This is a genomic window from Conexibacter woesei Iso977N, from assembly GCF_000424625.1.
Taxonomy (GTDB): Bacteria; Actinomycetota; Thermoleophilia; order Solirubrobacterales; family Solirubrobacteraceae; genus Baekduia; species Baekduia woesei_A.
In genome coordinates this window covers 233,557-245,539 of the sequence record NZ_AUKG01000001.1, presented here as the reverse complement: position 1 = coordinate 245,539, position 11,983 = coordinate 233,557, and the positions used below count along the sequence as shown (strand labels likewise).

The window sequence follows — 11,983 nt, the reverse complement described above, 5'->3', positions numbered from 1 at the left end:
TTTCGCGTTCGTTCGGAGGGGAGGGAGAGCGCGCGGCAGTCTAACCGGGCGCCGGCTGACCGGTGAGAGCGCTGGACAGGGCAGGCGCGTTGCCGCTCCCCGCGTAGGCGCGCACCTGTGCGAGGGCGCGGAGGTAGTCGGCGGCGGTCAGCAGCGGGTCGGCGGCGACGAGCCAGGGCGCGGACGGCCAGGTCAGGCCGGTCGCGGCCGCGTGGCGCTGGGCGTAGCGCTCACGCAGCGCGGGGTGGGGGCCGGCGTCGAGGAGGTCGAGCGCGTGCAGGAGCGCGGCGGCGAGCTGGCGCTGCCGGAGTTGTTGTAGCGCTTGCCGATGTTCCTGTAGGCGTTGGTCGGCGATGCCGTCGGTCGCGTGGGCCTCGAGCGCGAACGCGAGCGCCTCGGCGTGCGCGCGGTCGGTGAGGTGGCGGTCCTCGAAGGGCGCCTGTGGGTCGCGGTGGGCGAGGTGGATCGCGTGGCCCGCCTCGTGGAACAGCGCCTCCAGGTCGGCCAGGCCGCCGCGCGGGGCGACCACGAGGTGGACGTCGCGCGGGACGTCGATCGCTGCGCAGAACGCGCGCGGGGACTTGCCGGCGCGGGGCGCGGCGTCGATCGCGAAGCCGCTCACGGGCAGCTCCAGCGCGCGCAGGCGTTGTCGTAGGTGTTGGACCGGGTCGCCGGGGAGGACCGCGTCCGCCCACGCGGCGCGGTGCAGCCGCGGGAGGTCGAAGCGCGCGGTCGTCTCGGCGCCGAGCGACGGCGGCTCGGTCTCGCGCAGGAGCGCCTCGGCCTGCGCGGCGATAACGCCCGGGTCCTGGCCCTGGATCGTCGCCAGCAGCGCGCGTGGCGATGCCCACCCGAGCGCGCGGGCCTCGGCGCGGACGCGCTCCAGCCCCTCGGCGGCGAGCGGCGTGAGGCGCCGGGCGACGACGTCCAGGCGCGCCTCCTCCAGCTCGATCCGCTTCGCCAGCGCGGGCTCGTCGGCCAGGCGCGCGGTGAGATCCGCCAGCCCGTCGGCCGCCTCGACCCGCGCGCGCTCCGCGTCGGTCCGGGCGGTCGCGCGCCCGAGCCGCGCCTCGACCGCGAAGCGCAGGAGGCGCCGCACGCCGTCATCCTCCGCGCCCTCGCGCGCCGCCGCCTCGCGCAGCGCGTCGATCGCGCGGTCGTCAAAGACCGCGGCGTGATGGGCGTACAGCGAGTCGGGATCCCAGGCGCCGTCGTGGCCCGCGAAGCGGCGGTGGTGGGCGCGGTTGAGGTCGGTCGCGAACGCCTGCGCGCGTGCCCGGTAGGCGTCGAGGTCCATGGCGGTGCCATCCTAGGTGCGTGACCGACGACACCGCCACCGCTCGCCCGCCCCGTCCCCAGCGCGGGGACGAGCTCGAGCTGCACATCGAATCGCTCGCGTTCGGCGGCGCGGGGGTCGCGCGCTGGGGCGACGAGGAGCACGGCTGGGTCGTGTTCGTGCGCGACGCGCTGCCCGGCGACACGGTCCGCTGCGCCGTCACCAAGCGCAAGCGCCACTACGGCGAGGCGCGGCTGCTGGAGGTCGTGACACCGTCGCCGGACCGCGTTCCCGCCAAGGCCGACCACCCGGGCGCGCCGTGGCAGGTCATGCCCTATGAGAAGCAGATCGAGATCAAGGCCGCCCAGGTCGAGGACGCGCTGCGCCGGCTCGGGCACCTCGACGGCTTCGAGATGCTCCCGATCGTCCCGGCGGTCGAGCAGTGGCGCTACCGCAACAAGCTGGAGTTCTCGTTCGGCACGGACCGGGAGACCGGCGAGCTGATCTGCGGGTTCCACGCGCCGGGGTCGTGGGAGGACATCGTCCACGTCGAGGACTGCCTGCTGCAGAGCGAGCGCGGCAACGCCGCCCGGCGGGCCGTCCTGGAGTGGGCGCGCGCGCACAGGTACTCCGCGTATGACCGGCGCACGCAGATCGGCGCGCTGCGCAACCTCGTGATCCGCGAGGGGCGCCGGACGGGGCAGCTGCAGGTGCGGCTGGTCGTCAGCGACGGCGTCGAGATCGAGGCGGGGTCCTTGCACGCGGCGGTCGCGGCCGACTCCTTGTTGTTGACCGAGATCGACACGGTGGGGGAGACGACGGCGGGCGGCACGACGTCGCTGCTGGCCGGCGAGCCCACCATTGGTGAGGAAGTCTGCGGCTTGTCGTTCCGGCTGTCGGGCCAGGCGTTCTTCCAGACCAACACCGAGATGGCGGAGAAGTTGTACGGGGTGGCCGCGGACGTGGCGGGCCTGCAGGGCTGGGAGCGCGTCTACGACCTGTTCTGCGGGATCGGGACGATCGGCCTGTCGCTGGCCTCGCGGTCCGGCGAGGTCTGGGGCCTGGAGATCGTGGAGGACGCGATCGCCGACGCCATCGGGAACGCCAAGGCCAATGACATCTCCAACGCCCGCTTCTTCGCGGGCGACGTGCGGCTGGCGCTGCGCGAGCTGGTGGAGAAGGCGGGCAGGCCGGACGTCGTCGTGGTCGATCCGCCGCGGGCGGGGCTGTCGCAGAAGGTCGTCCGGCGCGTGCTCGAAGCCTCGCCGAAGCGGATCGTCTACGTGTCCTGCAACCCGACGACGCTGGCGCCGAACGCGGCGCAGATGGTCGAGGAGGGGTACGTCCTGAAGACGGTCCAGCCCGTCGACATGTTCCCGCAGACGCCGCACATCGAGTGCGTCGCGGTGCTGGAGCGCGGCGCCTAGCCAGCGAGTCGCCGCGCCGCGCCTTCCCGGCGCGGCGCCTCCGGCGGGGCGGCTACGCGCCGGCGGTCTTGAAGGAGATCGTCTCGCAGCCCTTGATCGCGTAGCCCTTCCTCGCCTTGTGCGAGATGAAGAGGACGTCGGTGCCGCCGCCGCAGTCGATCGAGCCGTGGCCGTAGTGGGCGTGGATGGTGTCGTCGCCGGAGCCGGCGTCGATGATGTTCTCGCCGTGCGAGGCGTAGATGAAGTCGTTGCCCGCGCCGCCGTGGAGGTGGTCGACCTGCGCGGTCGGCTGGCCGCCGGGCTTGTAGTCGCCCCACAGGACGTCACCGGCGCTCCTGCCCCAGATGTCGTCGTTGCCGTGGCCGCCGAGGAGCTCGTCGCTCTTCGACGTCCCGCGGAGCCTGCCGCTCTCGTCGCGCTTGTGCATCCTCAGCTTGCCGTCGATCTTCGGCCAGCCCTCGTGGCTGGTGTTGGCGGCGGCGAGGGACGCGACGGTGGCGACCAGCAGCGCGGTCAGGCTGGTGACGAACAGGATTCGGCGCATCGCGGGACCGTAGCCGACGGGCCTGATTGGATGGACGGTCGATGCAGCCGCCACGCCTGCGCACCGAGCGCCTGTTGCTCCGCGAGTTCCGGCCCGAGGACGTCGAGCCGCACTACGAGATGGGGCGGGATGAGGAGGTCCAGCGCTTCCTGGGCGGGCTGAAGTCCGCCTACGACGCGTACGGCAACCTCGCGACGCACGCCGGGAGCTGGGCGCTGCGCGGCTTCGGCGGGTTCGTCGTCGAACGGCTGGAGGACGGTGCGTTCCTCGGACGGGTCGGGTTCATCGAGCCGCCGGGCTGGCCGCAGACCGAGGTCGGCTGGAAGCTCGCGCGCGCCGCCTGGGGTCACGGCTACGCGACCGAGGCCGCGCGCGCCGTGATCGCGTTCGGGTTCACGGCGCTCGACCTGCCGGAGCTCTGCTCGCTGATCGACCCGGCGAACGCCGGCAGCGCCGCGGTCGCCCGCCGGCTCGGCTACGAGAACGCCGGTCCGGTCGATACACCATTCGGGACCGCTGATCGCTGGGTGATCCGGCGCAGGGACGCGGAGGCTGCGGAGGCGCCCGCCTCCGGCGCGGGCGACCTGCGCGACGATCCCTGGGCGTTCCGCCCGGCGACGGCCGACGACGCGCCGCGGCTCGGGATCAACCTGCGGGCGGCGATGCGGCGGTTCCGCGACATCTCGCCGCCGGGGTGGACGCCGCCGCAGCCGACCGACGACGAGCTGCGCGAGCTGCTCGCGACTCCCGGCGGACGCTGCCTCCTCGCCGAGCCGGGCGGCGTCCTGGCCGGCCACGTCACCTGGCGCCCGTCGGTCGGCGCGCGGCGTGGCCCGGAGGATCCGGAGGTCGCGTACCTCGGTCAGCTCTACGTCGAGCCCGGCTGGCAGGGCTCACCCCTCGCAACCAAGTTGATGCACTTCGCCCTCGAAGGCGCCGCCGCCGACGGCTTCACCAGCATCCGCCTCGTGACGCCCGCCGCCTCCGGCCGCGGCCGCCGCTTCTACGAACGCCTCGGCTTCGCCACGACAGCACCCGCCGCCGAAGACGCCCGCTTCGGCATGCCCACCATCGAGTACGCCCGCGAGCTGTAGGCGCGGTCCGCTCGACCTGGCGCGAGCTCGGCGACGTCCAGGACGAGTTCGGGCGCCGCTGGCCGCAGCTGTACGACCAGGCGCTCGTCGAGACCTCCTCGGACCCGCAGCGCAACGCCGTCCAGATCGACCTCGCGACGCCTGTCGCTCCGGACGTCCGCGCCGCGATCCGCGCCTGGGCACTCCAGGCGCCGGTCGCCGTCGTCGTCCACGACACGCGCGTGCCGAGCTACGCGGTCGAGCTGCTCTAGACGCCTGGCGCGGCGGCGGCGCTACTCGCCGCCGCCGTCCCCGCCGCGGTCCTTGCGCAGCCAGTCGGCGAGCTGGTCCGTCGCGCTGCCCACCGCATCGCCCGCCTCCCTGAACGCCGACCGGAACCGGTCCGCGTAGTGCGCGGCGGCCTCGCCGGCCTCGGCCCGGGCCGGCGGCTCCTCGCCGCGCTTCATGTAGTCACCGTCGACGATCCGGTCGTAGTCGCCCGACTGCACCCACGCCATCAGCTGCTGCGCGCGCCGCACCGGCAGCGGGTGGGTCATGTTCAGGTCCAGGAACATGCGCGACAGCTTCTCCAGCCCGCTGCCGCCGCTCTCGAAGTCCTGGGCCTGGGCCATGAACTGCCCGAGGTCGAGCTGGTCGGCCTCCGCGCCCGCGGCGAGGACCATCAGCGTCCGGCACACCGCCTCCGGGTCGCGCGTCGCCAGCGCCGCCGCGCGGTCGCAGGACAGCTCGGCCGCGCGGTACCACTCCATCAACGCGCGCCGCACCGCCATCACCGGCAGCCCCGCGATGATCGGCAGCGACGACCCGAGCCGGATCAGGATCACCAAGGCCGTGTGGTACATGACGTGGTCGGCCAGGACGTGCCCCGCCTCGTGGGCCAGGACCGCTCGCCGCTCGGCCCGCCCGAGCAACCGCACCAACTCGCTGTTGACCACCACGATCGGCTTGCCCGAGCCGATCGTCGATGCGTTCGCGAACGGCATCTGCGTGATGTACAGCTCCGGCACCTGGTCGATGTCGAGCGTCTTGAAGACCTGGTTGTGCAGGTTCCACGTGTCGCCGAGCTGGTCCGGCCCGAGGCGCACCGACGACCCCAGGTAGGCCGCCCGCAGCGCGCGCTCGTAGCCGAGCTCGATCAGCTTGCGGACGACCTGGTCCAGCCCCGGGATCGTGGCCAGTGCGGCGGTCGCCGCCCGGTCGGCGGGGTGTTCGAAGGCCCGCGGCGAGATGCCTTCGAGCTGGTAGCCGTCGACCGGGAGCGTGCTCATGGCGCACATGCTCTCATGCCGCCGCCATCACCGGTGCGGCCTCCTCCGCATTCGTCCGATCGCCCGCCTCGGCCCGCGCGAGCAGGAGCGTGAACGCGGCCGCCGCCAGCGACAGCGCGCCGCAGCCGAGCGCCACGTCGCCGAACGCGCCACCGGTCTCGGCCGGCGTCGGCGCGCCGACCGCGCTCAGGAACGCGCTGCCCAGCGTCGCCACGCCGAGCGCGAAGCCGAGCATGTTGATGGTGTTGAACAGCCCGGACGCATCGTGGGCCTGTGCGAGCGGGACGGTCACGATCGACCGCGTGATCACCTGCGAGTAGCCCGCGCCGAACCCGGCGCCCGCGACCAGCAGCAGCGGCAGCGCGACCGCGTCATGCCACGCGCCGCCGTGCGTCGCCAGCCCCAGCCCGGCGTAGCCCGCGGCGCTGGCCGCCAGCCCGAGCGGCGCCAGCCGCCGCTGCACGCCCGCCGCCAGCGCGGGCACGGTCAGCGATGTCGCCGCGAACCCCAGCGCGTATGGCACGAACGTCAGCCCCGAGCGCAGCGGCGAGTCGCCGAGCCCCTGCTGCAGGTGCAGCGTCATCGTGAACAGGAAGCCGCCGTAGGCGACCATCACCGCGGTCGTCGCGGCCATCCCGAGCCCGAACCGCGGCGCGGCCAGCAGCCGCACGTCGGCGACGGGCGCGCCGCCGCGGGCGATCACACGCCGCAGGTGCAACACCAACAACAACGCCGACGGGACCGCGGCGGCCAGGCACGCCCACGTCCACCACGCCCAACCGACCTGATGGCCGAAGACCAGCGGGACCATCGCCAAGGTGATGATGTCGGTGACGAGCACGACGCCGAGCCAGTCCATCCTGCGCCCGCTCGGGCGCTTGGTGACCGGCAGCAGCCGCGGGCCGATCGCCAGCAGCGCCAGCCCGGCCGGCACGTTGATGAGGAACACCGGGCGCCACGACGCGCCGAAGAGGTCCAGGTCGACGAGCAGCCCGCCGAGCACCTGCCCGGCCACGACGCCCGCCGACACCACGGTCGCCAGCAACGCCATCGCCTTCATCCGCGCCGCGCCTTCATATTGCAGCTGGATCACGGTCATCACCTGCGGGCCCATCGCGGCGGCCGCGACGCCCTGTCCGATCCGGGCGGCGATCAGGACCGGCGTCGACCACGCCAGGCCGGCGAGCAAGGACATCAACGTGAAACCGGCCAGCCCGGCCAGGAACAGCCGCCGGTGCCCGTGGTCGTCGCCGAGCCGCGCGCCGGTGATCAGCAGCGCGGCGTACGCGAGCGCGTAGCCGGACACGACGAGCTGCAGCGCCGCGCCGGAGACGCCCACATCGCTCTGGATCGCGGGCCCGGCGACGTTGACGATCGCGGTGTCGAGCGACGCCATGAACGTCCCGCAGAGCAGGACGGCCAGGGCGGCGCGACTTGGGGTGTGAGGGGGAGAGGTCATGGCGGGGAACTTGCCTGCTCCAGCATGCCCAGCCAATTCCCTCGGAGGTAACGGAGGTTGTTACGACTTCGCGCAGACTTCGCGGCGAACCACGCGCGGCCGGTCGGTTGCCGCCGGATCGCTTGGGTAGGTTGCGACCCATGCGAGCCGCCACCGTCCGCGACGGAGAGATCCGCGTCGAAGACCATCCCGATCCCACGCCCGGCGACGGCGAGGTCCTGATCCGGGTGCGTGCCGCGGCGCTCAACGGCGCCGACATGATGCAGAAGCGCGGGCTCTACCCGGCGCCCGCGGGCTGGCCGCAGGACATCCCGGGGCTCGACGTCGCGGGCGAGGTCGCGGCGGTTGGTCCCGACGCGACGCGGTTCGCGGTCGGCGACCGCGTCATGGGGTTCGTGGGCGGCGGCGGGCAGGGCGAGCTGCTGGTCGTCCACGAGCGGCTGCTGATGCCGGTCCCGGACGGCCTCGGCTGGGCGCAGGCGGGCGGGTTCGCGGAGGTCTTCACGACCGCGCACGACGCGCTGTTCACGCAGGGCGACCTGAAGGCCGGCGAGCGGCTGCTGATCCACGGCGCGGCGGGCGGCGTCGGGACCGCGGCGGTGCAGCTGGCGCGCACGACGGGTGCGGAGGTCGTCGCGTCGGTGCGCAACGAGGACCACCACGCGGCGATGGGCGAGCTCGGCGCGCACACGGTCTGCGTGCCGGACGATGTCGAGGGGACCTTCGACGTGATCCTGGAGCTCGTCGGCGCGCCGAACCTCGCCGGCAACGTCAAGGCGCTCAACACGCTCGGGCGGATCGTCGTGATCGGGATCTCGGCCGGCGCGAAGGCGGAGCTGAACCTCGGCGCGCTGATGGGCAAGCGCGGCAGGATCAGCGCCTCGACACTGCGGGCGCGGCCGTTCGAGGAGAAGGCGCTCGCCGCGCGGCAGGTCGAACGCCACGTCCTGCCGCTCGTGGCGCGCGGCGCGATCGACGTGCCGATCGCCGAGACGTTCCCGCTCGAGCAGGCGCCCGAGGCCTACGAGCGCTTCGCGGCGGGAGGCAAGCTCGGCAAGATCGTCCTGACGATGGGAGACGCATGAACCCGGTGGACCGGCTCTGGCGCGCGCTGCGCAAGGGCGACTTCGCGGCCGCGCAGGAGCAGCTCGACGAGCACGCGGTGATCCGCTGGCCGCACTCCGGCGACCGCTTCGACCGCGCCGTCGACTACATCACCGCCCACCGGTTACACGGCGGCCGCACCCGCATCGACATCCGCGGCGTCGTCGCCGACGGCAGGCAGATCACCGCCTGGATCGTCATCGACGACGAGGACGGCATCTGGCACCTCGGCGGCTTCTACGAGATCCGCGGCGACGTCATCGTCCAAGGCGTCGAGATCTTCGCCCGCGAAGGCGAGCACCGCCCGATCGCGAGCTGAGCCGTCCCGCAGCCGCGCGCCGCGAGGTCACTCCGCCGCGCGGCGAGATGACTCCGGCCGGGCGCGACTACGCGGCCGGCGCGCCCGGTGGGTCGTCGGCGTCTTCGACGGCGTCGGTGTCCAGCTCGGCCAGGTGGGTGCTGCACAGGTTGGGGCCGCTGCGCTCGAGGGCGAGCTGCAGCTCGCCCTCGGTCAGCTTGGCCCCGCACTCCTCGCAGCGCTCACCCGCCTGCTCCAGCGTGTGCTCCTCGAGGGACATGGGACGAGGCTACGCCTCGTCTGCCGCCCGAAGCAACGCCGGCATGCGATCCAGGTTCACGAGGAAGTAGGCGGCGGCGCTCAGCGGCAGCAGCGGGATCGCCCTGTCCAGCCAGACCTTCAGCACGATCGCCACGACCGCGGCGATCCACAACCCGAACGCCGTCGCCCGCGGGCGCAGCCCGTAGCGCCGGACGTACAAGAGGAAAACGCCCGCGAAGACCGCGTCGGAGATCCCGATCCGCCCCGCCGGCAGGTGCGTGCCCCAGTCCGGCATCTCCAGCGACAGCGGGTCGCCGCGCTGGGTGATCCCGGCGTTGCCCAGCGTCTCGCTCGGTCCGCCCGCGAACGTCGAGATGATGTCGATCCCCGCCACGAACAGCGGCAGCGCGATCGCCAGCGACGGCGCCAGCAGCCCGACCGCGAAGACCGCGCCGAACCCCGCGTAGGCGATCGCCTCCACAGGCGTCGCCGCCGCGCCGAAGTCCGCCACGTTGAACGCGGCCATCAGCAGCAGCCCGCCCGCGGCCATCAACCACAACAGCGGCGGAGAATCGCTCACCGGGACGACCCCCGCGATCAACGCGTACGTGAACGCCGCGCCGACGCTGAACGCGACGACGATCGACGTCTCGACGTCGTTGATGACCGGGAGCGACGGCGCGAGCAGGAAGTACAGCTGCGCCGCGATCCCGACGCCTAGAACGGCGGCAAGTCCGCGTACCACTCGCCCAAGACCCGGAAGGCGGACCAGAAGGCGCGCTTGGCGTCCTCCTCGTCCAGGCACTCGTCGATGTTCGGGGTGACGATCGCGTCGATCGACGGCGTCAGCTGCTGGCGCGCACCCGGCACGTACTCCAGCGGCTTCGACAATGGGACGTTGAGATCGTTCAAGATCCCCAACGCGTCCTCGCCCATGACGACCACGACCTTGGGCTGGACGATCGCCAGCTCCTCGATCACGCGGGCGACGCACTCCATGTCGGCCAGCGACGGATCGCCGACCGGGCACTTCGCGCACAGCGTGCCGTAGACCGCCAGCGGGTCGATCTGCAGGCGCTTGAGCGCCTTCATCAACGCGGTCCCGGAGCGGCCGTAGAACGCGACGCCCTCCTCGACCTCCGACGGCAGCGGCGCGTGCTTGAGCATGAACACGTCGGCCTGCGGGTGCCCCGACCCGAGCACCGGCATGATGCCGCCCCGGGGGCACGCGTCGCAGCCCTGGATCTCCCGCGTCAGGGTGTTGAGCTCGCGGATGGCGCGCTCGAGGTACTTCTCGCGGATCTCGTCGTCAGTCGCTGGCATGGACGATCCAGGATTCGACGGTCCCGGAGTCGGCCCCTGCGGCTGCATCAGCCCTTGCGCGCCGCGCGGCGGATCCGGCGGTCCCGGCGCGCGCGCCGCGCGGCCTTCGGGGTCGCCCGGGTCTCCAGGAACTTCAAGGCCTGCACGTACAGCAGGGTGCCCGACTTCGTGGTGATCTCCGCGTGGCGCAGGGCCTCGAGGAACTCCTCCGGCCCGTCGAAGTCGCGCATCCGGATCCGGACCGAGCCCAGCCCCGCGGCCACGTGAGAGTCAGAACCGGCACCCCGGACGATCTGGTACTTGGCGGCGAAGCGCTCGGACTCCTCGTTGAACGAGCCGATCGCGACGCGCGGGTTGTAGACCTCGATCGCGTCGATGTCGTCGAGGATCTTCAGCAGGTGCTCGTAGTCCGGGACCGAGTGCATGCGGTCGAACGGGTGCGGCACGTAGACCAGCCCGCCCTGGCGCTTGATCTCGGCGACCGTCTCCTCCAGCGTCAGCCCGCGCGGGATCTTCTCCTTCAGGAACAGGCCGATGACCTCGCCCTGCGTCGCGGTCTTGACCTCCTCGCCGATGATGATCTTGACCCCGAAGTCGTCGGCCTTCGACGCGGCCTCGAAGGCGCCGCTGACCTCGTTGTGGTCGGTGACCGCGATCGCGCCGAGCCCGACGTCGCGCGCGGTCGCCAGGAGGTGCTCGACCGGCGTGGCGCAGTCGCCGCTGTGGTCGGTGTGCATGTGCAGGTCGACGTCGATCAGCCTGCGGTCCTTGATCCGGTCCCAGAGGTCCGGGTCGCCGTCGAGGTCGTGGCGGCGGTCGACGACGCGCGCGTAGGACGCCTCGACCTGGTCGGCGACCTCCGACCACGCGCGGGGCGCGGGCGCGCAGCCGAGCAGCCGTGTCCGCAGCGCGTCGTCCTCGATCAGCCGCGCGAGCTGCGCGGCCAGGACGTCCACGTCGCCCGGCTCGAACAGCAGCCCGCACTCGTCGGCCAGCTCCTCGTAGACGGGCAGGCGCGACAGCACCGGGATCACGCCCGCGGCGCTGGCGCGCGCGACCAGCGCCGGCGCGGGCAGCGCGCCCGACGAGGCGGCGATCAGGACGTCGGCGTGGGCGAGCGCCTCGGCTTCGTCGAGCTCCTCGACGAACCTGACGCGCTCCCGGATCCCCTCGCGCAGCGGCGTCGAGCTCGACGGGCCCTGCGTGGAGACGACGGTCGCCGTCCACGGCAGGTCGGTGCCCAGCCGCCGCAGCGCGCGCAGGAAGACGCGCAGCGCGGGGCGCTCCTCGACGTCGAGGAAGACCAGGCGCAGCGGCTCGCCGTCGACGCGCTCGACCCGCGCGAGCTCCGGCGCCGTCCCGGGGTGCGCGATCTCGTACTCCGCGGGGAAGAAGCGGTCCAGCAGCTGCGCGGTCGCGCCGAACGCGGCCTGGCGCGCGTCGAGCCGTCCGAAGACCAGCGTGACCAGCTTGCGCGCGACCTGCGTCGCGACGACGCGCTCGGCCGGCGCGTGGAACGTCCCGACGTTCAGCGCGCGCGAGTGGCGCAGCGCGACCGACGAGACCGACGGCGCGAACGGCTCGTGCACATGGCAGATGTCGAAGGCCGAGACGAGCAGCAGCTCCTCGACCGTCCGGGCGACGTCGATCGGGACCGCCGGGCGCCCGCGCCCGTTGCCGCTGATCGGCAGCACCTCGCCGACGGCGAGCACCCGCACCTCGCCCGGCTCGCCGAGGACGTCGCCGTTGCGGATCGCCCGGCGCGTGAGCCGGACCGCCTCCTCGTCGCGCGACGGCGCGGCGACGACGACGTGATGTCCGCGACCCGTCAGCTCCTCGCTCAACCGGCGAACGTAGGAGTTGACCTCGTGCCGGTCCTCCCACGGGTACGGACTGACCTGGACGATCGCCAGCGGATCCACGGGCGTG

At 73.1% G+C, this 11,983-nt stretch carries 12 protein-coding genes; 4 read left to right on the top strand and 8 right to left on the bottom strand.

Annotation, left to right across the window (positions count from 1 at the left end):
* Positions 1-40 precede the first annotated feature (40 nt).
* On the bottom strand, positions 41-1,297 hold the full coding sequence (locus H030_RS0101235) for a hypothetical protein (protein WP_027004768.1): 1,257 nt from the start codon (positions 1,295-1,297) through the stop codon (positions 41-43).
* Between the two features lie 20 nt (positions 1,298-1,317).
* On the opposite strand from H030_RS0101235, the gene rlmD reads away from it, so the two are divergent.
* Positions 1,318-2,703 carry a 23S rRNA (uracil(1939)-C(5))-methyltransferase RlmD gene (gene rlmD / locus H030_RS0101230; protein ID WP_027004767.1) on the top strand — a complete coding sequence of 462 codons (1,386 nt, stop codon included), beginning with the start codon at positions 1,318-1,320 and terminating at the stop codon, positions 2,701-2,703.
* Positions 2,704-2,755: 52 nt separating this feature from the next.
* On the opposite strand, the gene H030_RS36040 is transcribed toward rlmD, so the two are convergent.
* Positions 2,756-3,247, bottom strand: coding sequence for a calcium-binding protein (locus H030_RS36040; protein ID WP_027004766.1), 492 nt, complete (start codon positions 3,245-3,247; stop codon positions 2,756-2,758).
* Between the two features lie 41 nt (positions 3,248-3,288).
* Here H030_RS36040 and H030_RS36035 point away from each other — a divergent pair, with 41 nt between their 5' ends.
* Positions 3,289-4,341, top strand: coding sequence for a GNAT family N-acetyltransferase (locus H030_RS36035; RefSeq protein WP_051221428.1), 1,053 nt, complete (start codon positions 3,289-3,291; stop codon positions 4,339-4,341).
* Positions 4,342-4,613: 272 nt separating this feature from the next.
* Here H030_RS36035 and H030_RS28360 read toward each other — a convergent pair whose 3' ends face one another.
* Both H030_RS28360 and H030_RS28355 read right to left on the bottom strand, forming a co-directional pair.
* Entirely contained in the window at positions 4,614-5,609 is a 996-nt protein-coding gene (locus H030_RS28360; protein WP_051221426.1) for a M48 family metallopeptidase, read from the bottom strand.
* A gap of 13 nt (positions 5,610-5,622) precedes the next feature.
* Positions 5,623-7,068: an MFS transporter gene (locus H030_RS28355; protein ID WP_081690413.1), complete on the bottom strand. Its 1,446-nt coding sequence runs from the start codon at positions 7,066-7,068 to the stop codon at positions 5,623-5,625.
* Positions 7,069-7,208: 140 nt separating this feature from the next.
* Here H030_RS28355 and H030_RS0101205 point away from each other — a divergent pair, with 140 nt between their 5' ends.
* Together H030_RS0101205 and H030_RS0101200 are read left to right on the top strand one after the other, a co-directional pair.
* A complete protein-coding gene (locus tag H030_RS0101205) occupies positions 7,209-8,153 on the top strand; it encodes a zinc-binding dehydrogenase (RefSeq protein WP_027004765.1) in 945 nt (314 codons plus the stop codon).
* Positions 8,150-8,491 (top strand): hypothetical protein, encoded by a 342-nt coding sequence (locus H030_RS0101200; protein ID WP_027004764.1) that lies wholly within the window; start codon positions 8,150-8,152, stop codon positions 8,489-8,491. Before H030_RS0101205 ends, H030_RS0101200 begins: the two co-directional genes overlap by 4 nt.
* A 67-nt stretch (positions 8,492-8,558) precedes the next feature.
* Here H030_RS0101200 and H030_RS0101195 read toward each other — a convergent pair whose 3' ends face one another.
* From H030_RS0101195 to H030_RS36030, 4 genes are read right to left on the bottom strand one after another with little or no spacing between them, the layout of a single operon-like run.
* Complete coding sequence (locus H030_RS0101195; RefSeq protein ID WP_027004763.1) at positions 8,559-8,750, bottom strand: hypothetical protein; 192 nt, start codon at positions 8,748-8,750, stop codon at positions 8,559-8,561.
* 9 nt (positions 8,751-8,759) lie between these two features.
* A complete protein-coding gene (locus H030_RS0101190; RefSeq protein ID WP_027004762.1) occupies positions 8,760-9,476 on the bottom strand; it encodes a hypothetical protein in 717 nt (238 codons plus the stop codon).
* Positions 9,449-10,054: a uracil-DNA glycosylase family protein gene (locus H030_RS0101185; RefSeq protein WP_155891762.1), complete on the bottom strand. Its 606-nt coding sequence runs from the start codon at positions 10,052-10,054 to the stop codon at positions 9,449-9,451. Before H030_RS0101185 ends, H030_RS0101190 begins: the two co-directional genes overlap by 28 nt.
* 47 nt (positions 10,055-10,101) lie before the next feature.
* A complete protein-coding gene (locus H030_RS36030) occupies positions 10,102-11,976 on the bottom strand; it encodes a PHP domain-containing protein (RefSeq protein ID WP_027004760.1) in 1,875 nt (624 codons plus the stop codon).
* Positions 11,977-11,983: the final 7 nt, after the last annotated feature.

Coding starts and splice junctions, on each gene's coding strand:
- H030_RS0101235 (WP_027004768.1), bottom strand. CDS start 1,297: ATGGACCTCGACGCCTACCGGGCACGCGCGCAGGCGTTCGCGACCGAC.
- H030_RS36040 (WP_027004766.1), bottom strand. CDS start 3,247: ATGCGCCGAATCCTGTTCGTCACCAGCCTGACCGCGCTGCTGGTCGCC.
- H030_RS36035 (WP_051221428.1), top strand. CDS start 3,289: ATGCAGCCGCCACGCCTGCGCACCGAGCGCCTGTTGCTCCGCGAGTTC.
- H030_RS28360 (WP_051221426.1), bottom strand. CDS start 5,609: ATGAGCACGCTCCCGGTCGACGGCTACCAGCTCGAAGGCATCTCGCCG.
- H030_RS28355 (WP_081690413.1), bottom strand. CDS start 7,068: ATGACCTCTCCCCCTCACACCCCAAGTCGCGCCGCCCTGGCCGTCCTG.
- H030_RS0101205 (WP_027004765.1), top strand. CDS start 7,209: ATGCGAGCCGCCACCGTCCGCGACGGAGAGATCCGCGTCGAAGACCAT.
- H030_RS0101200 (WP_027004764.1), top strand. CDS start 8,150: ATGAACCCGGTGGACCGGCTCTGGCGCGCGCTGCGCAAGGGCGACTTC.
- H030_RS0101195 (WP_027004763.1), bottom strand. CDS start 8,750: ATGTCCCTCGAGGAGCACACGCTGGAGCAGGCGGGTGAGCGCTGCGAG.
- H030_RS0101185 (WP_155891762.1), bottom strand. CDS start 10,054: ATGCCAGCGACTGACGACGAGATCCGCGAGAAGTACCTCGAGCGCGCC.